22 protein-coding genes, 2 tRNA genes and 1 pseudogene are annotated in these 22,112 nt (G+C 40.1%); 11 read left to right on the top strand and 14 right to left on the bottom strand.

The features are described from left to right. Nucleotides 1-3 precede the first annotated feature (3 nt). Entirely contained in the window at nucleotides 4-555 is a 552-nt protein-coding gene (rsmD, locus tag FTT77_RS13660; RefSeq protein ID WP_180055797.1) for a 16S rRNA (guanine(966)-N(2))-methyltransferase RsmD, read from the top strand. Nucleotides 556-611: 56 nt separating this feature from the next. On the opposite strand, the gene FTT77_RS13655 is transcribed toward rsmD, so the two are convergent. After that, nucleotides 612-1,076: a hypothetical protein gene (locus FTT77_RS13655; protein ID WP_180055798.1), complete on the bottom strand. Its 465-nt coding sequence runs from the start codon at nucleotides 1,074-1,076 to the stop codon at nucleotides 612-614. A gap of 199 nt (nucleotides 1,077-1,275) precedes the next feature. On the opposite strand from FTT77_RS13655, the gene FTT77_RS13650 reads away from it, so the two are divergent. Further along, nucleotides 1,276-2,013, top strand: coding sequence for a sulfite exporter TauE/SafE family protein (locus FTT77_RS13650; protein WP_180011853.1), 738 nt, complete (start codon nucleotides 1,276-1,278; stop codon nucleotides 2,011-2,013). Between the two features lie 190 nt (nucleotides 2,014-2,203). After that, nucleotides 2,204-2,533, top strand: a complete 330-nt coding sequence (locus FTT77_RS13645; RefSeq protein WP_078192963.1) for a hypothetical protein — start codon at nucleotides 2,204-2,206, stop codon at nucleotides 2,531-2,533. An 80-nt stretch (nucleotides 2,534-2,613) separates the two neighbouring features. Here FTT77_RS13645 and FTT77_RS13640 read toward each other — a convergent pair whose 3' ends face one another. Beyond that, the gene (locus FTT77_RS13640) at nucleotides 2,614-3,192 is read right to left on the bottom strand and encodes a 1-acyl-sn-glycerol-3-phosphate acyltransferase (protein ID WP_180007486.1); all 579 of its coding nucleotides are present in this window, start codon (nucleotides 3,190-3,192) and stop codon (nucleotides 2,614-2,616) included. 280 nt (nucleotides 3,193-3,472) lie between these two features. On the opposite strand from FTT77_RS13640, the gene FTT77_RS13635 reads away from it, so the two are divergent. Further along, nucleotides 3,473-3,955 carry a copper resistance protein NlpE gene (locus FTT77_RS13635; RefSeq protein ID WP_180109431.1) on the top strand — a complete coding sequence of 161 codons (483 nt, stop codon included), beginning with the start codon at nucleotides 3,473-3,475 and terminating at the stop codon, nucleotides 3,953-3,955. Nucleotides 3,956-4,034: 79 nt separating this feature from the next. On the opposite strand, the gene groL is transcribed toward FTT77_RS13635, so the two are convergent. The 4 genes from groL to FTT77_RS13615 form a co-directional block, all read right to left on the bottom strand. Further along, nucleotides 4,035-5,669 (bottom strand): chaperonin GroEL, encoded by a 1,635-nt coding sequence (groL, locus tag FTT77_RS13630; RefSeq protein ID WP_180109430.1) that lies wholly within the window; start codon nucleotides 5,667-5,669, stop codon nucleotides 4,035-4,037. Nucleotides 5,670-5,742: 73 nt separating this feature from the next. Then, nucleotides 5,743-6,033, bottom strand: a complete 291-nt coding sequence (gene groES / locus FTT77_RS13625) for a co-chaperone GroES (protein WP_078192966.1) — start codon at nucleotides 6,031-6,033, stop codon at nucleotides 5,743-5,745. Nucleotides 6,034-6,216: 183 nt separating this feature from the next. Further along, nucleotides 6,217-7,002, bottom strand: a complete 786-nt coding sequence (locus FTT77_RS13620; protein WP_180109429.1) for a metallophosphoesterase — start codon at nucleotides 7,000-7,002, stop codon at nucleotides 6,217-6,219. After that, complete coding sequence (locus tag FTT77_RS13615; protein ID WP_078192968.1) at nucleotides 6,983-7,921, bottom strand: diacylglycerol kinase family protein; 939 nt, start codon at nucleotides 7,919-7,921, stop codon at nucleotides 6,983-6,985. Before FTT77_RS13615 ends, FTT77_RS13620 begins: the two co-directional genes overlap by 20 nt. Before the next feature lie 413 nt (nucleotides 7,922-8,334). Between FTT77_RS13615 and FTT77_RS13610 the strand changes: the two genes are divergently transcribed. Further along, entirely contained in the window at nucleotides 8,335-10,167 is a 1,833-nt protein-coding gene (locus tag FTT77_RS13610) for a phosphoenolpyruvate carboxykinase (GTP) (protein WP_180007483.1), read from the top strand. Nucleotides 10,168-10,247: 80 nt separating this feature from the next. Here the strand turns inward: FTT77_RS13610 and glpD are convergent, their stop codons facing one another. Continuing rightward, complete coding sequence (gene glpD, locus FTT77_RS13605; protein ID WP_180109428.1) at nucleotides 10,248-11,765, bottom strand: glycerol-3-phosphate dehydrogenase; 1,518 nt, start codon at nucleotides 11,763-11,765, stop codon at nucleotides 10,248-10,250. Between the two features lie 342 nt (nucleotides 11,766-12,107). Between glpD and FTT77_RS13600 the strand changes: the two are divergent. The 3 genes and pseudogenes from FTT77_RS13600 to FTT77_RS13590 all read left to right on the top strand — a co-directional run bounded on the left by FTT77_RS13600 (nucleotide 12,108) and on the right by FTT77_RS13590 (nucleotide 15,660). After that, nucleotides 12,108-13,426, top strand: a pseudogene (locus FTT77_RS13600) (MFS transporter). Between the two features lie 288 nt (nucleotides 13,427-13,714). Next, the gene (locus FTT77_RS13595) at nucleotides 13,715-15,034 is read left to right on the top strand and encodes an MFS transporter (protein WP_078190125.1); all 1,320 of its coding nucleotides are present in this window, start codon (nucleotides 13,715-13,717) and stop codon (nucleotides 15,032-15,034) included. Between the two features lie 197 nt (nucleotides 15,035-15,231). Beyond that, a complete protein-coding gene (locus FTT77_RS13590; protein WP_180109438.1) occupies nucleotides 15,232-15,660 on the top strand; it encodes a hypothetical protein in 429 nt (142 codons plus the stop codon). Between the two features lie 65 nt (nucleotides 15,661-15,725). Here FTT77_RS13590 and FTT77_RS13585 read toward each other — a convergent pair whose 3' ends face one another. Both FTT77_RS13585 and folD read right to left on the bottom strand, forming a co-directional pair. Next, nucleotides 15,726-16,394: a methyltransferase gene (locus tag FTT77_RS13585; protein ID WP_078189884.1), complete on the bottom strand. Its 669-nt coding sequence runs from the start codon at nucleotides 16,392-16,394 to the stop codon at nucleotides 15,726-15,728. Between the two features lie 265 nt (nucleotides 16,395-16,659). Then, nucleotides 16,660-17,508: a bifunctional methylenetetrahydrofolate dehydrogenase/methenyltetrahydrofolate cyclohydrolase FolD gene (folD, locus tag FTT77_RS13580; RefSeq protein ID WP_078189885.1), complete on the bottom strand. Its 849-nt coding sequence runs from the start codon at nucleotides 17,506-17,508 to the stop codon at nucleotides 16,660-16,662. A gap of 152 nt (nucleotides 17,509-17,660) precedes the next feature. Between folD and FTT77_RS13575 the strand changes: the two genes are divergently transcribed. Further along, nucleotides 17,661-17,734, top strand: a tRNA-Cys gene (locus tag FTT77_RS13575). A gap of 10 nt (nucleotides 17,735-17,744) precedes the next feature. Then, nucleotides 17,745-17,830 (top strand) — tRNA-Leu (locus tag FTT77_RS13570). A 467-nt stretch (nucleotides 17,831-18,297) separates the two neighbouring features. On the opposite strand, the gene FTT77_RS13565 is transcribed toward FTT77_RS13570, so the two are convergent. Then, the gene (locus FTT77_RS13565; RefSeq protein WP_180109427.1) at nucleotides 18,298-19,290 is read right to left on the bottom strand and encodes an NAD(P)H-quinone oxidoreductase; all 993 of its coding nucleotides are present in this window, start codon (nucleotides 19,288-19,290) and stop codon (nucleotides 18,298-18,300) included. Between the two features lie 131 nt (nucleotides 19,291-19,421). On the opposite strand from FTT77_RS13565, the gene FTT77_RS13560 reads away from it, so the two are divergent. Continuing rightward, the gene (locus FTT77_RS13560; RefSeq protein WP_180109426.1) at nucleotides 19,422-19,772 is read left to right on the top strand and encodes a co-chaperone YbbN; all 351 of its coding nucleotides are present in this window, start codon (nucleotides 19,422-19,424) and stop codon (nucleotides 19,770-19,772) included. Nucleotides 19,773-19,785: 13 nt separating this feature from the next. Here FTT77_RS13560 and FTT77_RS13555 read toward each other — a convergent pair whose 3' ends face one another. The 4 genes from FTT77_RS13555 to FTT77_RS13540 are packed head-to-tail and all read right to left on the bottom strand — an operon-like array spanning nucleotide 19,786 to nucleotide 21,978. Next, nucleotides 19,786-20,046: a DUF2798 domain-containing protein gene (locus FTT77_RS13555; RefSeq protein WP_180026651.1), complete on the bottom strand. Its 261-nt coding sequence runs from the start codon at nucleotides 20,044-20,046 to the stop codon at nucleotides 19,786-19,788. Nucleotides 20,047-20,059: 13 nt separating this feature from the next. Further along, the gene (locus FTT77_RS13550) at nucleotides 20,060-20,377 is read right to left on the bottom strand and encodes a DUF3861 domain-containing protein (RefSeq protein ID WP_180109425.1); all 318 of its coding nucleotides are present in this window, start codon (nucleotides 20,375-20,377) and stop codon (nucleotides 20,060-20,062) included. Continuing rightward, nucleotides 20,374-20,895, bottom strand: a complete 522-nt coding sequence (locus FTT77_RS13545; RefSeq protein ID WP_180109424.1) for a PadR family transcriptional regulator — start codon at nucleotides 20,893-20,895, stop codon at nucleotides 20,374-20,376. The genes FTT77_RS13550 and FTT77_RS13545 overlap by 4 nt, the downstream gene beginning before the upstream one ends. Before the next feature lie 48 nt (nucleotides 20,896-20,943). Further along, on the bottom strand, nucleotides 20,944-21,978 hold the full coding sequence (locus FTT77_RS13540) for a UvrD-helicase domain-containing protein (protein WP_180109437.1): 1,035 nt from the start codon (nucleotides 21,976-21,978) through the stop codon (nucleotides 20,944-20,946). Nucleotides 21,979-22,112 lie beyond the last annotated feature (134 nt).

Raw genomic sequence — 22,112 nt, 5'->3', positions numbered from 1 at the left:
TTCATGAAAAATCAATTAAGAATCATTGGTGGTGAATGGAAGCGTCGTCAATTACCTTTTGCCAGTATTGACGGTTTACGCCCTACACCTGACCGTGTCCGCGAGACATTATTTAACTGGCTCATGTGGGATGTTCAAAATGCCAAAGTCCTCGACCTCTGTACAGGTTCAGGTGCTTTGTCATTTGAAGCACTCTCGCGTGGTGCAGCAGAAGCTGTTTTAATTGAACCTGATCGCACCCAAGCGAAATTCCTCATGGACAATTTAGAACTCCTAAGGGTCAGTAAACAACGTGTGCAACTCAAAAACATGACGGCTCAACAAGCCATCCCTAACTTGAAAGATCAATTTGATCTGATTTTCTTAGATCCACCGTATAGTCTTGATTTATGGCAAGAATTTGCTGAATTGGTCGATCCCTGCATTGCAGACAATGGTTTAATTTATATCGAAGCTGACCGTGATCTTGCTCAATTAAAACTCCCGAGCACTTGGCAGCAAATCAAACAAACCAAAGCTGGGACGGTGCGTGCAGGCTTATATAAAAAGGCTTAATGTAAATGCACACAAAAAAGAACGTCAATGCGTACTTTTTTATTACTTGAAAATCGTTAAACCTGTGGTCGAAGTGGACGCTGGCTGTTAAATCCACCTGTGGTTTTAGCTTTATCCACGGGCGTCACTTTTGGACGTTGTTGCTGTGGTTTTTGCTGCTGGGGCTTGCTTGTATTGGGTTTAGCCGAAGTCTGAGGCTTTGCGCTTGGACGCTGCACATTTGACGGATGCTGAGATGAAGAATTGTGTACATTCGGTTTATGCGCATTTGGTTTATATATATTGTCTGGACGGTTATTCGAATTCGGTCGTGGTGAGTTTGGTCGATGTTGCGGGCTATTCACTCGACCATATGAGCGGTCATAACGCTGACTTGAGTCATAGCGCTGTCCGTATGAACCACCATATTGATTTGCATAGCCATATTGATTCGAATGGTATCGGCCATCATCAAATGGCGCCACGACACACCCTGTAAATGTAACTGCAACCACAGATAGCAAAGCAACTTGTTTAAGCATGTGTAGCACTCCTCTTTGATGAAGGGCATTTTCACTTATCGAAATGAATTCAATCGGAAGTCTGTGTACATATGCTGTATTTAAACATTCATGTTTTATTCATCATTTGACATCCAATTTTGCTACATTTGCTCAGTCAGCCACATTTATATAGAAAAATTCACTACAATAGCGCCACGTATTACAAAGCTGTAATTTAATGACTTGGCTGATTTTTATTCTTGGTGCCATCTTTGCGGGATTCGTACAAGGATTAACAGGGTTTGCATTCGCCCTTATCGCAATGTCATTTTGGGTTTGGATACTCCCCCCACAAATAGCCGCACCCTTGGTGGTCTGCGCTTCAGTTTATAGCCACTTCATTTCATTATCATCAGAACGTAAAAGCATTCCGATCAATAAAAAAATCATTTATCCCTATTTAATTGCAGGAATTTTAGGTGTACCACTCGGTACCTATTTATTAGACAGCATTAATCCAGATACATTTAAATTGGTTTTGGGCGCTTTTTTAATGTTTTGGTGCCCAATTTTATTTTTTAATCCTAAATTTTCATTCATCCAAAAATCAGGGAAATGGGCGGATTCTAGTATTGGATATATTGCTGGAATCTTGGGTGGTCTTGGAGGCTTTTGTGGTGCATTACCCTCTGCATGGCTCATGCTGAAAAATACACCCAAAGCAGAACAACGCTATATTTTGCGACATTTCAATTTAGCCATTCAGCTCGTCACACTCATTAGCTATCTGCTACAAGGGATCATCCATCGTGAACATCTGCCCTATTTAGCCGTGCTGTTGGTAATTATGGCTTTTCCCGTGATTTTTGGTGCCAAACTTTTCTATCGTATTTCAGAACGCCAATTTAAGCATATCGTGTTAGGGCTATTATTTTCTTCAGGCTGCTTCTTGGTGACAATGAGTATCTTAATCTGATAACTCAAAACCTAAAGATATTTGTAGAAATTATTCTAATAAAACGCCTTTTCAGTTAGACATTCACATCTTGTAACAATGACACAGTTCACATTTAAATAAAAATTAGCCAAATGGTAAAAAAGTAATTAATTTTTCTGACGAAAATTAATAGAATATTGCACCTCATAATTTTGCTTAAAATAAAACCATGAAAAAGTTCATCCTGCTTGCAGGTGTAACTCTGCTTAGCGGCTGTATGTTTGGCACGTCCAGCGAAATTAAAAAAGCTGAAAAACTACTCTCACATTTTCAGTGCAATAATATTGAAAGTTCACATATGACTCATAGCTCGATTACAACTTTCCATGAAGAAAAACTAGCATCAAGTAAACAAAAAGTCGTGTCTTATATCGATAGCTATAAGCAAGGCGAAAAGTTATTTCGTATCCCGCTCATCGATGTGGTTGACCAGCAATACATTATTTATAAGGCGGCATGTCAAAATCTGGGCGGTATCCATCCCGATTTTCATGATTAAATTCAATATAAAAGTCTAAACAAAATCATCTAAACGTAAAAAGGACAGCCGATGCTGTCCTTTTTTATTGGATTGTTAGATTAGTAATAGCGTGTATCGACACTGAATTTTTCAGGAAATTTGGCATGTATTTGCGCATAGAAACCCATGATTTCCGCCATATCTTTTTCATAATCACCTGTAGGATAAACAATTTTACCCACACCTGTTTTTTTCTGCGCATAGTCCATATAAGCTAAAGCAATCGGCACACCCGCTTGCATAGCAACATGATAAAAACCAGTTTTCCACTTCTCTTGTTTAGCGCGTGTCCCTTCAGGCGTCACTAACATGACCAATTTCGGATGATGCTTAAATAAGTCAGCCATGAGCTCAACCATACTTTGACGAGCTTCACCATCTTGTTTTGGACGTCGATTAATACCAATCCCGCCCATGGCACGTACAAAAGGCCCAAACGGGAACTTCATATAACTGTCTTTAATCGTGATGCGAACATTTACCCCTAAAGCTTTCAGGGCAAGGCGTGCATAAAGTGCATCCCAATTACTGGTATGTGGCGCTGCAATCATGACACATTGGTCGATATTTAAATCCCAATGGTTATCAATTTGCCACCCCATTAAGTTCAGACTTTTTTCCGCTGTTTTTTCAAACACAATTTGCACCGACAGTTTTTTCTATGCCGCAGAGTTTAACAACGCAAAATAATTATAAAAGCCTATATTGTTTAGTTATTCACCAATTAATATATAAATGTCCTTTAGCGTTCACTTTTAGGTAAATCACCAATATTTCACTATTTACGAATTTTAAAAATCAAATGTCTGTTTTGATGTATTAACCAAACACACAATTGTTAACAGGAATAGGCTATTTTTCTTGAGCAATAAAAGTCACGCTTAGCATTATATTGGGTACATACGGTGTATAAATCTCATGAAAAAACTAATGCTCGCTCTCTGTATGGTCAGTGCAACCTTAACGGCATGTTCAAAAACCAGCAATGAATCTGAAACTGCGACACCACCAGATAATAATGTCATTGCCAATACAGACGCAGCCTCAGAAAGTCCGATTGCCACAGGTGATAACACCGAAAATGCACTTGATTGGGCGGGTGAGTATAAAGGGATTCTACCTTGCCATGATTGCAAAGGGATTGAAACTGAGCTTGAACTCAAACTCAATAAAAGCTATGAGCTTGGCCAAGAGTTTTTAGGTAAACCTGCGAACACTGAAAATAAAGTGAAAGGCAGTTTTAAGTTCTTGCCAGATCAACCTGGAATGATTCAACTTGATGCCGAGGGCGACAATCGAATTTACTTTGTAGGTGAAAACTTTATTGAGCTTCGTGGTGATAAAGGTGAAAAACTAGAAATGCCTGAAGTAAATCTTAAACTCACCAAAAAGCTTGATTAGTGTTTTACTCTAACTAGGATTGTTATAAAAAAATCCCCGCAAGTAGCGGGGATTTTTTAGATCGGATGATCAGTATGAATTATATCATACCGCCCATGCCGCCCATACCGCCCATATCAGGCATAGCAGGTTTGTCTTCTGGGATTTCAGTAATCATACATTCAGTTGTAAGCATAAGACCTGCAACAGATGCAGCATGCTCAAGCGCAGAACGCGTTACTTTAGCTGGGTCAAGAATACCCATTTCAAGCATATCGCCATACTCTGAAGTTGCAGCGTTATAACCGAAGTTACCTTCACCGTTTTTCACAGCATTGATTACAACTGATGGCTCATCACCAGAGTTTGCAACGATTTGACGAAGCGGCGCTTCAATTGCACGACGTAAAATGTTGATACCAACATTTTGGTCATCATTAGCACCAGACACACCTTCAAGTGCTTTTGCAGCACGTACTAGTGCAACACCACCACCTGCTACAACACCTTCTTCAACTGCAGCACGAGTTGCATGAAGTGCATCGTCAACGCGATCTTTCTTCTCTTTCATTTCAACTTCAGTTGCAGCGCCGATTTTGATTACAGCAACACCGCCTGCCAATTTAGCAACGCGTTCTTGAAGTTTTTCTTTGTCGTATTCTGAAGTTGATTCTTCAATTTGAGCACGAATTTGAGTTACACGTTCAGCAATTTGCTCTGCAACACCTGCACCATCAACAATTACTGTGTTTTCTTTAGAAACAGTAACTTTATGAGCTGTACCTAAGTGCTCAAGTGTAGTTTGGTCTAAAGACATACCAACCTCTTCAGAAACTACAGTCGCGCCAGTTAAAATCGCGATGTCTTGAAGCATCGCTTTACGACGATCACCAAAACCAGGTGCTTTAACAGCACAAACTTTGATAATGCCACGCATGTTGTTTACAACAAGAGTTGCAAGTGCTTCACCTTCAACATCTTCAGCAATGATAAGAAGCGGTTTACCTGTTTTAGCAACAGCTTCAAGTACAGCAATTAATTCGCGGATGTTGCTGATTTTTTTATCAACAAGAAGAATGTATGGGTTTTCAAGTTCAGCTGTTAGTGTATCTTGTTTGTTTGCAAAGTACGGGCTGATGTAACCACGGTCAAACTGCATACCCTCTACAACATCTAGAGAATCTTCAAAGCCTGAACCCTCTTCAACTGTAATTACACCCTCTTTACCGACTTTTTCCATTGCTTGAGCAATAAGTTTACCAACAGTGGTGTCAGAGTTCGCAGAAATAGAACCTACTTGTTCAATCGCTTTAGAGTCAGATGCAGGTTTTGCAGTCGCTTTAATTTCAGCAACTACAGCTTTAACCGCGATATCGATACCGCGTTTAAGATCCATTGGGTTCATACCCGCAGTTACTGATTTAATCCCTTCATTAAGGATTGCTTGTGCAAGAACAGTTGCAGTTGTTGTACCGTCACCCGCGATGTCGTTGGTTTTTGAAGACACTTCACGAACTAGCTGAGCGCCCATGTTTTCAAACTTGTCTTTTAACGTGATTTCTTTAGCAACAGAAACACCATCTTTAGTGATGTGCGGCGCACCGAAAGAACGGTCGATGACAACGTTACGGCCTTTAGGACCTAAAGTCACTTTTACAGCATCTGCAAGTACATTTACACCCGCGATCATTTTTGAACGCGCTGAATCACCAAATTTTACATCTTTAGCTGACATGTCTAACTCCGAATCTTTTTAAAATTTTTAACAATTTATGATGAATAAAAGGGTCTAAATGCGTGTACGAAACTTAAGCTTCAAGTACCGCTAAGATGTCAGACTCTTTCATAATAAGAAGCTCTTCGCCTGCTACTTTTACTTTTGTACCGGCATAAGTGCCAAACAATACGTTGTCACCAACTTTAACGTCTAATGCACGTACGCCATTGTCAGTTACTTTGCCATTACCTACAGCGATTACTTCGCCTTGAGCAGGTTGTTCAGCTGCTGAAGTACTTAAAATAAGACCACCAGCAGTTTTAGTTTCCTTTTCAACACGGCGAATCACAACGTTGTCATGCAAAGGACGAATATTGCTCATAGTTAACTCCAGACTAAGTCTATTTACTAGATAAAAGACGATGACATTTTGATTTCCGTAAGCCATCGACAAAAAATAATTTAGATGACACTTTTGTGGGGATGGAAAAAAACCCTTCAAGGGCAAAATTTAATTTTTTTCATTTTTTTGTATTTTTTTTCTTCAAAATTTAAATTTAAAGGATTAAAGCTCATCCAAAATATGAGTACTAAGATTTTCTTCGAATATTTTTAACTTTGAATTATAAAAATAATGCTGCACATTCATCTGCTCATCAATGACATTAAAACTGTTGGCAAGGTTCTCGTGTAGGCGATATGACGTTGCAGTTCCAGCATGAATATCCCAAACTGGATGCGCAGCACCTAAAGTATAAATCTGATTGAGGTCATAGCTGGCTGGAACATGTAAATGTCCATGCAATAAACCATTTAAACCGTGTTGACTCCACTGTTCGAGTGCCAAACGCCCTTGAACAGGACAATCTTTTACACCGTACGGGTCATTGGGCGGCGTATAAAAAGGTTGATGCGCTATGATTAATTTCACTTTATTGGGCGGCGCATGTTTAAGTAATTCATCGACATGATGTATTTGCTCGAGCGATACATGCCCTCGCGTATGGTAACGACGGCGAATACTATTGATCCCAATTAAATAAAAATGCTCGGTTTCCAGTACATTTTCCATGGCACCAAAAAAAAGTTGATAACGTGCAAAAGGGCTAAAAACACGGTTCCATAAATGATATAGCGGAATATCATGATTCCCCGGCACAACGATATAAGGCAGCTTTAAGCTTTCTAAAAATTGCTTACATGCATAAAACTGACGATAACGCGCACGTTGGGTCAAGTCTCCACTGGCAACCACGGCCTCGATACGCTGTTCACGACAAAATTGCTGAATAGCGCGCATACACTCTGGCTTTTCAGTGCCGAAATGCAGATCAGACAGATGCAGTATCATGTGGCACCCGTATCTTTAAGGCTTGTTTTTGCACTCGAATTTTAAGCGGCGGTTTCATTTCTACAATCTCACCATCCACAGCAACGGTCATTTTTTTTCGTTGGGTATGTATGGTGACTTCATCAGCGGCAAAACTATACACATCTGGTGCATTGTCGATATTGCCACGGATTAACTGCCATAAAATTTTAAATAACGTTTTCTTATCACTTTTTGCGACCACCACACCTGCAACTTTACCTGCCTCTGCATCCTTAGCAATTTGCAAGTTTAAATCGGCCAATTGCAATTGATTATTGCCAAAAAAGATCAAGGGCGTTTTGACTGGATAAATATGATGATCCACTTCGATTTCCAATTTCAGCTCTTTACGATCTCGAATGAGCACATCCAAACCTGAGGTATAAGCATGTAATGGGAAACGACCAAACTTTTGATTATAAAACTCTCTTTTTTGTATAAATAAAGGATACAAGCCCAAACTGGCATTGTTTAAATAGATATGTTCATTGATTTGCGCCACATGTACCTGCCGATTATTGCCTGTCGCAATCACCTGTGCCGCTTGAATTAAATCGAGAGGAATATTGAGTACCCGCGCCACATAATTAAATGTGCCCAAAGGTAAGACCCCCATAGGAATATCGGTATGCATCAACTGATGAGCAACAGCATTTAAGGTTCCATCACCACCTGCAGCAACCACAACACCCAAATTATCAGGGTCTTTATGGCGTGCAAATACCTTGCTCATTAAAGTATCAAAACTCGCTTCCTGCCCAAGCTCAAATGACTGTATTTCGAAATTATGATCGGATAATATCCGCACAAGTTCCTCGTAGACTTCATCTTTGTTTGCAGCATGAAATCCTGATTTTTTATTATAGATAATAGATAAAGGCTTGGCTTGTTTAATCACTTTTTATACATCTTGGCCGCTTAGTATTGTATTTTGTCGAATTTAACAGCAAATAATAGCGCCTTTATGTAAAAATCGAATTACCACCATTTATTTAATCAATAATAATTCTCAAATATCAATTACATGCAACTTTTTGTTTTTATTAAAAATAACTATATAAAATATTGTCCATCACGTTAATAAATAAAGTTAAAATTTATAACATTATATGTTAAGTTATTGTATTTTATCTATATTTAATATAAATAGCATTAACTACCAAAAAAAATCTACCACTTCTTTAGTCTTATTTTTTTTATGATTTTATGCTTTAATACAGCCACTTTTTTTTCATCTTTTATCTGCATGATGTATCCCATGATGCAGATTATACTTTGTACGGTTAGTACATTTTTGAGATAGGCCTCACCATGACCCAAGTGAACGCACCAGAATTCGTTCGTCACCCTAAGCTAATTGCTTGGGTGGAAGAAATTGCCAAATTAACCAAACCAGCAAAAATCGAATGGTGTGACGGTAGCGCAGAAGAATATCAACGTTATATCGACTTGATGATCGCTAACGGCACTATGCAAGAACTTAACCAAGAAAAACATCCTGGTTCTTACCTTGCTAATTCTGATCCTTCTGACGTTGCTCGTGTTGAAGGTCGTACTTACATCTGTTCTGAAAAACAAGAAGATGCAGGCGCAACAAACAACTGGGAAGCTCCAGCTGAAATGCGTGCTCGTCTGAATGGTTTATTTGACGGTTCAATGAAAGGCCGTACTTTGTACGTAGTTCCTTTCTCTATGGGTCCTTTAGGTTCTCATATTGCTCACATCGGTATCGAACTTACTGATTCTCCTTACGTTGCTGTAAGCATGTCTAAAATGGCTCGTATGGGTAAAGCTGTTTATGACGTACTTGGTACTGACGGTGACTTCATTCCTTGCGTACACACTGTTGGTGCTCCGCTTGAAGAAGGTCAAAAAGACGTTGCTTGGCCTTGCAACCCTGAAAAATACATCGTTCATTACCCAGAAACTCGTGAAATCTGGTCTTACGGTTCTGGTTACGGCGGTAACGCATTGTTGGGTAAAAAATGCCTAGCTTTACGTATTGCATCTTCTATGGGTCGTCAACAAGGTTGGTTAGCTGAACACATGCTCATCCTTGGCGTGACTAACCCACAAGGCGAAAAACACTACATCGCAGCTGCATTCCCTTCTGCTTGTGGTAAAACAAACTTCGCGATGTTGATTCCACCAGCGGGTTACGAAGGTTGGAAAATTGAAACTGTAGGTGACGATATTGCTTGGATCAAACCAGGTGAAGATGGTCGTTTATATGCAATCAACCCTGAAGCTGGTTTCTTCGGTGTAGCACCTGGTACAAATACCAAGACTAACCCGAACTGTATGGCGACTCTTCATAAAGACGTAATCTATACTAACGTTGCTGTAACTGACGAAGGTGAAGTATGGTGGGAAGGCCTTACCAAAGAAGCGCCTGCTAACTTGACTAACTGGAAAGGTCAACCACACACCGGCGAAGAAAAAGCAGCTCATCCAAATGCTCGTTTCACCGTTTCAGCTGGTCAATGTCCTTCTATTGATGCTGACTGGGAAAATCCAGCAGGTGTTCCAATTTCTGCGTTCATCTTCGGTGGTCGTCGTGCAGACACAGTGCCTCTAATTTCAGAAGCATTTGACTGGGTTGACGGTGTTTACAAAGCTGCAACTATGGGCTCTGAAACAACTGCTGCTGCTGTTGGTCAACAAGGTATCGTTCGTCGTGACCCATTCGCAATGCTTCCATTTGCGGGTTACAACATGGCTGACTACTTCTCTCACTGGTTAGAACTTGGTGAAGAAGTTGCTGCTAAAGCTAAAGCTGCTGGCAATAAACTTCCTGGTATCTACAACGTGAACTGGTTCCGTCGTGATGCTGAAGGTAACTTTGTATGGCCTGGTTTCGGTCAAAACATGCGTGTTCTTGAGTGGATCATTGACCGTTGTGAAGGTCGTGCAGACGCTGTTGAAACACCTATCGGCCTTGTTCCAACATACGAACAATTGAACTGGACTGGTTCAGACTTCACTAAAGAGCAATTCGAGCTTGTAACTTCTCAAGATAAAGATCAATGGATCAAAGAACTTGAAAGCCACACTGAATTGTTCAACAAACTTGGTGATCGCTTACCAAAAGCACTTAAAGTACGTCAAGACGAACTTTTAGAAGCTGTAAAAAAATCTGCTTAATCGACCTTTAATTTCCCTCCTTTAAAAGAGGGATTAAGAAAGATTTAAAAGACCGCCTTGTGCGGTCTTTTTTATATCCACTAAGCCACATCTTGAGCTTTTTGTTTTATGCGAATTGCCATTAAATATTCATCCAAAACATCAACTTCAGCTGCGCTGAATTGCAAATATAACTTTGTCCGTCTTTGCAAAATATCTTCAGAACTTCTCGCCCACTCCTGCTCGACCAAATAATCCACTTCTTGAGCATACAATCCATGTCCAAAGTTTTGACCCAATTCATCAATCGAAGTTAAATGATTCAGCAAAATCCAGACACGGGTTCCATAAGCATGCGCCCAACGACTGGCTAGACTGATCGAAACCCCTCGCACTTTTTGTTGGATTTCAACCATCAACTGCTCTACTGATTCTAAATTTTCCGCACCAGGCAATGTTGCATCAGCAGTCCAAGGTTTGGATCGATGATGAAAAACCGTTTTAAGCTGATCTAATGCCGCTTCTGCTAGTTTTCGGTAAGTGGTAAGTTTGCCACCAAAGATTGAAAGTAATGCAGCCCCTTCTACATCGGTCAGTGCCAAGGTGTAATCTCGCGTGACTGCGGCTGGATTATCTGACTCATCATCACACAGCGGACGCACACCTGAATAAGTTGAAATAATGTCCGTTTGCGTCAATTGAGTTTTAAAGTGATCATTTGACACATCAAGCAAGTAATCGATTTCTTCTTGGCTTATCTTTACTCGATTTGGGTCTGCTTGATATTCACGATCTGTCGTGCCGATCAGGGTATATTGTTCTAAATAAGGAATCGCAAAGACAATGCGATGATCATCATTTTGCATAATAAAAGCTTTATCACCGTCAAAGAGCTTTGGCACAATAATATGGCTACCCTGTATCAGCCGTATACCATAAGGTGACTCTTGCTTTAACCCCTGTTTTATAAAGTCAGCAACCCAAGGACCTGCCGCATTCACCAATACTTTAGCCTGCACATTTTGCAATCCCTTGGCATTTTTTAGACATACCTGCCAAATTCCACCTTTACTATATGCATTTAAACATTCTGTTCGAGTCAGAATCTGTGCACCATGTTCTCGTGCTTGTATTGCATTGAGTACAACTAAGCGTGCGTCATCTACTGCACAATCGGAATATTCGAACCCTCGGGTAAATTTGGATGCTAAAGGACTAGCTTCCACATCAAATTCAATACCATTTGAGCCTGAAAGCTGTTCTCGCTTACCCAAATAATCATAAAAGAATAATCCAGTCCGAATCAGCCAAGCCGGACGTAAGTGCGGTTCATGTGGCATGATAAAACGCATCGGTCGAATAATATGAGGGGCTTTTTTAAGCAGAACTTCGCGTTCTGCCAGTGCTTCACGTACCAAACGAAATTCTTTATGTTCTAAATAGCGCAGACCACCATGAATTAATTTGCTACTTGCAGATGAAGTATGGCTCGCGAGATCGTCTTTTTCACAGAGCAAAACACTTAAACCCCGCCCCGCAGCATCACAGGCAATACCAACACCATTAATTCCACCACCAATGACCACCATGTCATATATTGATTGTTGTTCTGTATTCATCGCTCCCTCCCACTCTATCTTTTTATTCAACAATGCTTCGTTTTCTTTGCTTTATTATTTTTCTCATTGATCATGATTTTTTGATCAAGATACCTATTTTGGTCACGATATCCTTACGCTGAGTTTTTGTATTCCTCATTAAATGAGAAGTTATATTTTAAATGTACGTTTAAAAGCCTGCTGGCTCAAGTATGAAATCAATCATTTTAAGGCCCAAACCATTATTCAAAGCAAAATTCATGACAAGTTGTTGATTTGTACACTTTTTAAACAAAACCTCTTTTTTAGTTTACATTTCATGCTTTTCGATACGCATAAGATATTTTCACATAATAAAAAAAGATGGATTTTAAAATGACGGAAGAAATTGTTACTCAATCAAATTTAGATACAAAGACCCGAGTGAAATCCATTCTCGGTGGTTCAGCCGGTAATCTTGTTGAATGGTACGATTGGTATGTCTATGCAGCATTCACCCTCTATTTCGCCCATGCTTTTTTCCCTCAAGGTAGCCAGACTGCACAGCTTCTCCAAGCTGCGGCCATCTTTGCAGTCGGTTTCCTCATGCGACCCATTGGTGCATGGATTATGGGGATCTATTCAGACAAAAAAGGTCGAAAGTCAGGTTTAACCCTCTCCGTCACACTCATGTGTATCGGCTCATTGATGATTGCCATTTCTCCAACGCATGACCAAATTGGTATTTTGGCGCCGATTATTCTTGTGGTTGCACGACTAATTCAAGGTTTAAGTGTCGGCGGTGAATATGGCGCTAGTGCGACCTACCTCAGTGAAATGGCTGACCGTGACCGTCGTGGTTTTTTTCAAGCTTTCAATATGTGACACTGATTGCAGGTCAGTTGACTGCACTGTGCGTACTACTTATTTTGCAATGGTTGCTGACAGAAGAACAATTGCATGATTGGGGCTGGCGTATTCCGTTCTTTATCGGTGCGTGTTTAGCGGTAGTGGTTTTCCGTATTCGACGTGGCCTACTAGAAACCCAGTCCTTCAAAAATGCACAAGAGCAAAAGGACCAGCCTGAATCAGGCTTATTTTCTCTATTTAAGCATTATCCGAAAGAAGCATTCACGGTGTTATTTTTAACAGCTGGGGGTACATTGGCTTTTTATACCTACACCACCTATTTGCAAAAATATCTGGTCAATACCTCTGGCTTTAGTAAACCTGAGGCCACGCAAATCACCACTTTAGCACTGTTTATTTTTATGTGCTTACAACCACTAGCAGGTGGTCTATCCGATAAAATTGGTCGTAAGCCTTTAATGATCGCTTTTGGGATCTTAGGGGTGCTGTTCACCTATGTTCTATTTAGTGCATTAGGACAAACTCAAGATTATTGGACTGCATTTTGGCTCTGTCTCGCAGGTCTAGTGATTGTCACGGGATACACCTCGATCAATGCGGTTGTAAAAGCAGAAATGTTCCCTGCGCATATTCGCGCATTGGGTGTTGCACTGCCTTATGCTCTTGCAAATACCATCTTTGGTGGTACGGCAGAATTCTTCGCGCTGAGTTTTAAAGAAGCTGGTCACGAGTCATGGTTCTTTATCTATGTGACCATCATGATTTTTATTTCATTATTGGTCTACGTCTTTATGAAAGACACCAAACACCATTCCAAAATTCAGGAGCATTGATCAGGGTTATTTGAAGATGAGTTATTGATCAATCTGATCAAAAACAGCATGTTTTCCCCATCAAAGCCTCAGTCTATGAGGCTTTGTTTTTTTTCATTTAGTCGTGAAAAATGTATCTGGTCAAAAATATCGCATTTTATAGACTAAAGTCGCATGATTTTCTGCGACAACAGGAGTATAAATTAAATAAATATAGTTCCATCTCCCATTTCGACAAAATATATTGATTTAAACTTTTCCCAAAGAGTTTAAATGGATATGTTTTGCATTCATTCCTTGGAGAATGATGTGTCAAACTCATCTGAGCCAGTTGTTCCTGAACAATTGGATAGAAAAACTCGTGTCAAATCTATCCTCGGCGGATCTGCCGGCAACCTCGTTGAATGGTACGACTGGTATGTCTACGCTGCCTTTACCCTTTACTTTGCACCGCAATTTTTCCCTGACGGTGACAATACTGTAAAACTCTTACAAGCAGCTGCAGTCTTTGCACTCGGTTTCTTAATGCGTCCAATCGGCGCATGGGTCATGGGTATTTATGCGGACCGTAAAGGTCGTAAAGCAGGTTTGACGCTGTCTGTATCGTTGATGTGTGTCGGCTCACTGATGATCGCATGTGCACCAACCTATGATTCTGTAGGCATGCTCGCACCCGCTATTCTACTTTTAGCGCGTTTACTCCAAGGCTTAAGTGTTGGTGGTGAATATGGTTCTAGTGCCACCTATTTGACTGAAATGGCAGGTAAAAACCATCGTGGCTTCTTCTCAAGTTTCCAATATGTCACACTGATTTCAGGTCAGCTATTGGCACTTTGCGTTTTAATTATCTTACAACGCAATTTCTCAGAACAAGCTTTAACTGAATGGGGCTGGCGTGTTCCGTTCTTCATCGGTGCATTACTCGCTATTGTGGTGTTCTGGATTCGTCGCGGTTTAGTTGAAACTCAATCCTCTAAAGAAGCTCAAGAACAAGCTAAAAATGGTGGTCCAAAATCAGGTGCTTTAGCGTTATTTACCAAATACCCTAAACAAGCCTTCACTGTGATCATGTTAACTGCCGGTGGTACTTTAGCGTTCAACACCTTTACCACTTATTTGCAAAAATATTTGGTCAACACGTCTGGCTTTGAGAAAACCACAGCTACCGAAATTACCACTGCTGCGATTTTCATCTTTATGCTTTTACAACCTGCTGTCGGTGCGCTTTCAGACAAAATTGGTCGTAAGCCAATTATGATCGCCTTTGGTGTGCTTGGTGTACTCTTCACCATTCCAATTTTCAACGGTATCGGTTCTACGACTAGCCCAACCACAGCATTTATGCTTTGCATGAGTGGTATGGTGATTGTCACTGGTTATACTGCGATTAATGCCGTAGTAAAAGCAGAGTTGTTCCCTGCGCACATTCGTGCTCTAGGTGTTGCATTGCCTTATGCCATTGCAAATACACTCTTTGGTGGTACCGCAGAACTTGTGGCTTTGAGCTTCAAAAATGCAGGCCATGAAAACTACTTCTTCTACTACATTACATTCATGATTGGTTTATCTTTAATTACCTATGTCTTCATGAAAGATACCAAAAAACATAGCATGATCACTGACGATTAATTCGCTCAGCCCTGCTATTCCACTTAAGCTCATCAAAGCCTATTTTGATGAGCTTTTTTTATCTCCATTTCCATCCATTCATCGACTCGTCCACATCATAATTTAATCAAACTTCTTTGGCTTTCTTGGTTTTCGCCATCGAGTCGACAGACGGACTATGGCATACTGAGCATACAAATACACACGGCGAATGAATGATGAAAAATATTTACAAAGTTTTAAGTTTGGGTATTGTTGCAATGTCGATGGCTGCTTGCCAAAGCACTCCACGTGCTTTTAATGGTCAAACGGGCTTTCAAATAGAGTCCAAATCTGAAGATAGCGCAACACTTGCCTATACTTTAGCGGGTCGCCAAAACCAACAACTGGATGCCAATAAATTACAACGTGCTTGCCAAAAAGTATTAAATACGCAAAAGACCTATAAATTACAAATCTTAAGCGTGAACGAAATTGCAAATCCTGCTTTGGAAAATACCCAGTACGGCCGTCAAATTGGTAATACACGTGCGAACTTCGGTCTGTCAAATACCCCAGACCTTCGTAACTCTGAAAACTTAGGCGCACGCGATGCACTCGATGCTCGCCCTGCCACCTTACGTGTGGTTCGTTATACTTGTTCTTAATCAAATTTGCTGTTCAAAAGACAAAAAAAAGACGCTTTGAGCGTCTTTTTTTATGGGTTCAATATTTATAGGGTTTTATAAAAACTCACATTTCGAAACTCAGGTGATTCATCCAAATCAGGCCATGTTGTTGCGCTACGTTCATCGAGTTTTTCATATTTAGGATGACTAAAGTTTTTCACACGACTGTCTGCCACCCACACTTCTGGAGCAAACTTTAAAAACTCATCCAAAAAGAAACGGTTGCATTGGTCATATAGCACATCTGCAGCCAATAAAATATCGACTTGTTCGGCTTTATACAGATCGTCCAAATATTCGAGTTCAACATTATTCAACTCTGCATTGGCACGGCATGCATCTAGGCTCACTTGGTCGATGTCACAGCAGATCACGCGTTTCGCCCCTGCCATTTTTGCTGCAATCGCCACCACGCCTGAACCTGCACCAAAGTCCAATACCACTTTATCTTTGACATGATGCGGCTCAGCCAATAGCCACTGCGCCATAGCAAGCCCTGAAGCCCAGCAGAAAATCCAATACGGCGTATCATTCCATATACGACGAATGACTTCATCATCCAATTTATCGGTTGGAAATACCGGTGGAATCAACCATAGAGAAATAGGTGTTTCAGGCAACTGTTGAGCATGCAATTCACAATGCGGAATGACTTCATGCAGTGCTTTCAGTAAATGTTCAGGGGCTTTGGGAAATTGGAAAGTACAGCTCATATTAAGCCTTGGAGATGATTTTATTTGAATTTATAAACGTATCAGATACGCGACATCGTCATCTGCTGCTGTGCGAGACAGACCTTAATCGAATGAACACTGTTTCTGCGACACCATTAATCAAAAGGCTGATTATGTCGAGTTCAGCAGATGACAAATGGTTTTGGTTACTTTTGCCGAAACAAAAGTAACATACGAGCTTCTTACATTTATAAGTCACAACGGTAAGACTCCGTTGTGACTTTAAGATCTTTTTATTAAAAGATTAACCCAACGCTTTTTCAGCAGCTTCAACAGTTTGACGAATCAACGTTGTAATGGTCATTGGGCCTACACCACCCGGAACAGGTGTATACGCAGAAGCAATTTCTTCAATACCCACCAATTGGATATCACCTACACCGCCGCCATCACGTGGATGAAAGCCAGCATCAACAACCACTGCACCTGGTTTGATCCAATCTTTTTGAATCAATTCTGCTTTACCAACCGCACCCACAATAATATCCGCTTGCTTTACAAAGTCAGCCAAGTTTTGAGTACGTGAGTGGCAAGTAGTCACTGTCGCATTTGCTTCAAGTAACATCGCAGACATTGGTTTACCCAAAATTGCAGAACGACCCACAACAACCGCATGTTTCCCTGCGATTTCAATGTTGTTTTCTTTTAAAATGGTCATGATGCCTGCAGGAGTCGCTGAACCATATGCTGCTTCACCCATTGCCATACGACCAAAACCTAAGCAAGTTACGCCATCTACGTCTTTTTCAAGCGAGATCGCATCGAAACAAGCACGCTCATCAATTTGAGCCGGTACTGGGTGTTGTAACAAAATACCGTGAACATCAGGGTTTGCATTCAATTTTTCAATTTCAGCAAGCAATTGCTCAGTTGTAGTTTCTTTAGGAAGCTCAACTTTTAATGAATCCATACCAACTCGGCGGCAAGCATTCCCTTTCATACGTACATAAGTTGCAGATGCACCATCGTCACCTACCAAAATAGTCGCAAGAATTGGGGTACGACCAGTTTTCTCTTTTAGCGCTTCTACGCGAGTCAACAAGTCAGCTTCAATTTTCTTCGCCAATGCACGACCATCTAAAACTAATGCCACGGCACTTCTCCAAGTGATGATATGAATCAATTTTGCACATAATACATGATTATTTTAAATTTTTTACCTTGTATGCTGCTTTTATGCTCATACAGATGAATCTGCTATTGTTTTTTTTTCAGAGCTTGCTAATATACGCATCAACAAGACATGGCGGGGTGGCAGAGTGGTCATGCAGCGGACTGCAACTCCGTGTACGCCGGTTCGATTCCGACCTCCGCCTCCAATCTTGTTAAGCCCGAGTGGTGAAATCGGTAGACACAGGGGATTTAAAATCCCCCGCCCACAAAGCGTGCCAGTTCGAGTCTGGCCTCGGGCACCATTTTTCTACTACTGAAGATGGTGTAATAAAGAACCCAGCGATAAGCTGGTTTTTTTATGTCTAAAATTTAGCAACAGATGTTACGCACGTAAAAGTAATTTCACATTATTTACCGATATTTAAATCTACTCGACAGAGTCTTACATCTAGGGATTGAATAAAGGGATTAGCCTTCGGCTGGAGGTACTTTTGTTTCGGCAAAAGTACCCAAAACCATTGTCATCCGCAAAACTCGTTCACTAGCGTCTACTTATTCAAAGTATTGCAAAAACATTTTTGATTAAAAACAACCCTGTCTCATACACTTGCGGATGACCTTACCGCGTATCATTCTTTTATTTGAATCAAATTGTGCTTTTGATGTTACTGCGTCAAATCAGATAGGAATACAATAAAAAAGAGGGACATTGCCCTCTTTAATTATTTTAAAACACCCTGCAAATATATCGCGTTTTAAAAATAATCCTTTAGATCACTTCAACCACAATCTTGCCCACATGCTCGCCTGTATCCATGGCTGCATGTGCTTCTTGAATTTGGTCAAACTTAAATATTTTGTAAATCATTGGCAGGCATTCACCTTTAGACCATAACGGAACAACATTTTCCTGAATGCCTTTCGCAATCTCTGCTTTTTCTGCAGTATTACGCGCACGCATGGTTGAGCCTGTAATGGTCAAACGCTTCATCATGATTTGACCCAGTTTTACTTCTTTGGCTTTTGCACCACCTAAGAAGGCTATATAGACCAAACGACCATCACGACGTAATAGATTGAGGTTCTGCGCCAAATACGGTGCGCCAACGATATCTAAAATAACATCTACACCTTGCTCATTGGTCGCTTCATTAATCACTTGCTCAAAGTCTTGAGTCTTGTAGTTAATCGCATGAGTGATATTTGAAATCGCAGCGACTTTTTCATCTGAACCTACCGTCGCAAAGGTTTTCATACCTAAAGCATTACACAACATAATCGCTGTAGTACCAATACCGCTAGTACCGCCATGAATAAGTACCGTTTCACCTACTTTGGCTTTACCCATTTGGAATACATTTGCCCAAACTGTAAAGAAGGTTTCAGGAATGGCCGCTGCTTGAGTAAAGCTTACACCTTCAAGAATACGAATGGTTTGGCTTTCAGGCACCACGCAATATTCTGCATAACCGCCACCATTGGTCAGACCGCAGACTTTATCACCCACTTTAAACAAAGTGACATCAGCACCGACAGCAACCACTTCACCTGCCACTTCCAGACCCGGTACTGGTGTTACCCCTTTCGGCATTGGGTACAAGCCTTGGCGCTGTAAAATGTCTGGACGATTGATGCCAAAGGCATGCACTTTTACCAACACTTCATCCGCTTTCGCTTCTGGGATGGCAACGCTTTCATAGGCCAGTTTATCTACACCGCCTGGCTCAGTAATAATGACCTGCTGCATGCTTTGCTGTGACATTGTTTTTCCTTTTCAATTATTGACTATTCATCTATCTCTGCACTATTTGAACATAGAAATGCCGCAGAATGAATAAACATGGACTTATGTATAATCTGTACTGTATTTCGTAAATGAATAATAGGCCAAGCATGTCTCAGATCGTTGAATACAATGAAGATAACGCTAGCGACTATGAATGGTTCGATGGTTTTGCCGTGATTCGCTTCTATGCAGATTGGTGCGCGCCCTGTGTGCAGAATTTCCCTGTATTTGAGCAGTGTGCAAAGCAAATATCTACGCAGCATGCACGGCTCAAATTTGGCAAGGTAAATATTGATTCCTCACCGATACTGACTTTGCGCTATAACGTTTATGGACTGCCTTCAACCTTGCTGTTTTATCGCGGGCAAGTGATTCAACGTATTGCAGGTGTCAAATCACTGACTGAATTAACAACCATCATTCAAGATGCGATGCAGTCACACTCAGACGATGACTAAGAAAATTTTCCTTTTATTTGGATGCAGGCTCATTCGGCAGGCGTACAAACTTCATTAGCGTATTACGCACCAATGGCAACACGATCAAAATGAGCGGAAAGGCCATCATCCACGACATGCTCCATGCGCGAAGCCAAATACCAAGAAAACCTTCAACCAAGCCTTTATTCATCAGCATGTTAAAGCAAGAAATTGAACCGCTCATAATGCCGGACAAGATTAAGGGCATCAGCCAAGTCATGTGTTTGGGATGAAATTTTGGGAGTTGATTCATCTGTAAATACCTATTATTCGTCTTGGGCTGCGTTCTGGGCTTTTACGGTTTGTTTTAGTGTTTTCATAAACTGACCAAAATACGGCATGAAATCTTTAAATAAAGGATGGTCTTTATTTTCCAACAAAGTTTCACCAAATAGTTTCAGACCCACGGCAAAGGCTTTGGTCTTTTCATCATCTAATAATTGCGCTTTGGTCAAATGCTCCAGCACCTTAAACAGGTCATCATGGTTGTAGGCATTAAACTTTAAAGCTTCGGTATAGGTCGATGGATTGCCCTGTGCATCGGCAATGTGCTTGAGCGTAATTTCATATTGATGCTGTTTCATTGCGTCACCTCCATACGGCTGATTTCGACTGCCGCCTGATCGATTTTTTCTGCAATGGCATAGACCTGCTCGGGTGTCAGCTCACAATGCTGAATTTTGATGCGCAGTAATGCTTTTAGGTTTTCTATCGCACGTTTGATATCAACGTATTGTTCATTGTTATGGATTTGCTTGCGGGTATCAAAACGGCACAGGATTTTTTCTACTGTGGCTTTTTCTGCCTCTAAGTGCTCTAAGCCTGACTGTGTAACGCTGTATTGTTTACGGTCTTCGGCATTCAGTTCTGCATGGATGTACTGCTGTTCTTCTAAATAGTTGAGCGTTGGGTAGATCGTACCTGTACTTGGGCTGTAACCGCCGCCAACGACATTTCCTACATCTTTAATGATGTCATAGCTGAATTTAGGCGCTTGGGAGATAAGATGCAGCACCAATAGTTTCATGTGCCCTGCTTCAAACAGGCGTTTTCGGGTTTTGACAGGACTTTCGCTTAGTGCGAGAAGGTCTGAATTTAACATAGCAAAGATACACCTTAAGATTAATTAAGATATATCTTAAATTAGTTTTTAAAAAATTACAAATACCCTTTTTTTTGCTCTAGTCATGCTTACATAGTAATTAGTCTTTTGAAAATTATCGTTATGATATAAATCATCTACTCTGAGAATAACATTATCAAATTCCAATCCCTTCGAGGAGTGAATGGTCATAGTTACATGCTTATTAGTATTTTGAAAAAAATTTTTTGTTTCAACTAACTGTTCTAATGAGCGATATGTTTCATATATTTTATCCTTTAACTCATAAAATCCGATCAAACTGAAAACTTCATCCAAATTATCATCATTTTCAAAAATATACTTTTCAACCTTACATCTAATTAAATCAACTTCTTTTTTATTAAACTTATCAACATCAATATGTAATTCATCCAATAAACTGTAAAAATAATAATTTTCTTTGAATTTAATTTTCAAAAAGCAAATTACAATCCTCTTAGCCATATCATCTAAATCAGGTGAAAAAGAGATTTCCTTTAGGATAGAAAATTTACCATCATAATCAATTAAATCAAAATTAGTTTTTTTTAAAAAAACTATTGACTCGTTTTTTATTTTTTCAACAACTGCGTTTAATTGTTCTATTCTTATAACAAAATAACCCATACCATCCTGATGTACATGAGTTTCAGGAAAACTATAAGAATTAGCAATATCATTAATAATATGATGACATCGAAAGTTTCGTTTTAATTCATAATTAACAAATCTTTCATCATTAATATATTTATTAAAAGCACTAGTAGAAGCCCCCCTAAATTCATACAAAGTTTGATTTTCATCACCCACCATTAAAATCTTAATACCAAGCTGGATAAAAATTTCAACCAGTTGATATTGCTGAATATTATTATCCTGAGCTTCATCAATATATATGGCATGAAATCTAGATTTCAAAAATGATTGAACATTTTTCTTTTCACAAAGTTTTATTGCATGCTCCATAACAAAATCATTTTTTCCTTTTGAGCCAAGAATTAATTTTTTACTATACAGCCCATCCAACCACGAATCATAATTATCAACTTGATTTTTATACATATCTTTCAATTAGATCTCTTTCATAAATCAAAAAACGATCTTCTTTTTGGTTAATATTTGCACTCCGGATTTCTTAGCATTCGTGCATAATCTGCGGATGAAATACATCGATTCAAACAAGCTTTCTGATCCTC

The organism is Acinetobacter sp. YH01010 (genome assembly GCF_013420775.1).
Lineage (GTDB): Bacteria > Pseudomonadota > Gammaproteobacteria > Pseudomonadales > Moraxellaceae > Acinetobacter > Acinetobacter amyesii.
Note: the sequence above shows the minus strand (reverse complement) of the source record. Positions and strands in the feature narration are given on the sequence as shown.

Coding starts and splice junctions, on each gene's coding strand:
- FTT77_RS13655 (WP_180055798.1), bottom strand. CDS start 1,076: ATGCTTAAACAAGTTGCTTTGCTATCTGTGGTTGCAGTTACATTTACA.
- FTT77_RS13545 (WP_180109424.1), bottom strand. CDS start 20,895: ATGTTAAATTCAGACCTTCTCGCACTAAGCGAAAGTCCTGTCAAAACC.
- FTT77_RS13590 (WP_180109438.1), top strand. CDS start 15,232: ATGAAAAATATTTACAAAGTTTTAAGTTTGGGTATTGTTGCAATGTCG.
- FTT77_RS13585 (WP_078189884.1), bottom strand. CDS start 16,394: ATGAGCTGTACTTTCCAATTTCCCAAAGCCCCTGAACATTTACTGAAA.
- FTT77_RS13560 (WP_180109426.1), top strand. CDS start 19,422: ATGTCTCAGATCGTTGAATACAATGAAGATAACGCTAGCGACTATGAA.
- FTT77_RS13650 (WP_180011853.1), top strand. CDS start 1,276: ATGACTTGGCTGATTTTTATTCTTGGTGCCATCTTTGCGGGATTCGTA.
- rsmD (WP_180055797.1), top strand. CDS start 4: ATGAAAAATCAATTAAGAATCATTGGTGGTGAATGGAAGCGTCGTCAA.
- groES (WP_078192966.1), bottom strand. CDS start 6,033: ATGAGCAATATTCGTCCTTTGCATGACAACGTTGTGATTCGCCGTGTT.
- FTT77_RS13555 (WP_180026651.1), bottom strand. CDS start 20,046: ATGAATCAACTCCCAAAATTTCATCCCAAACACATGACTTGGCTGATG.
- FTT77_RS13620 (WP_180109429.1), bottom strand. CDS start 7,002: ATGATACTGCATCTGTCTGATCTGCATTTCGGCACTGAAAAGCCAGAG.
- FTT77_RS13540 (WP_180109437.1), bottom strand. CDS start 21,978: ATGTATAAAAATCAAGTTGATAATTATGATTCGTGGTTGGATGGGCTG.
- FTT77_RS13645 (WP_078192963.1), top strand. CDS start 2,204: ATGAAAAAGTTCATCCTGCTTGCAGGTGTAACTCTGCTTAGCGGCTGT.
- FTT77_RS13550 (WP_180109425.1), bottom strand. CDS start 20,377: ATGAAACAGCATCAATATGAAATTACGCTCAAGCACATTGCCGATGCA.
- glpD (WP_180109428.1), bottom strand. CDS start 11,765: ATGAATACAGAACAACAATCAATATATGACATGGTGGTCATTGGTGGT.
- groL (WP_180109430.1), bottom strand. CDS start 5,669: ATGTCAGCTAAAGATGTAAAATTTGGTGATTCAGCGCGTTCAAAAATG.
- FTT77_RS13565 (WP_180109427.1), bottom strand. CDS start 19,290: ATGTCACAGCAAAGCATGCAGCAGGTCATTATTACTGAGCCAGGCGGT.
- FTT77_RS13610 (WP_180007483.1), top strand. CDS start 8,335: ATGACCCAAGTGAACGCACCAGAATTCGTTCGTCACCCTAAGCTAATT.
- FTT77_RS13635 (WP_180109431.1), top strand. CDS start 3,473: ATGAAAAAACTAATGCTCGCTCTCTGTATGGTCAGTGCAACCTTAACG.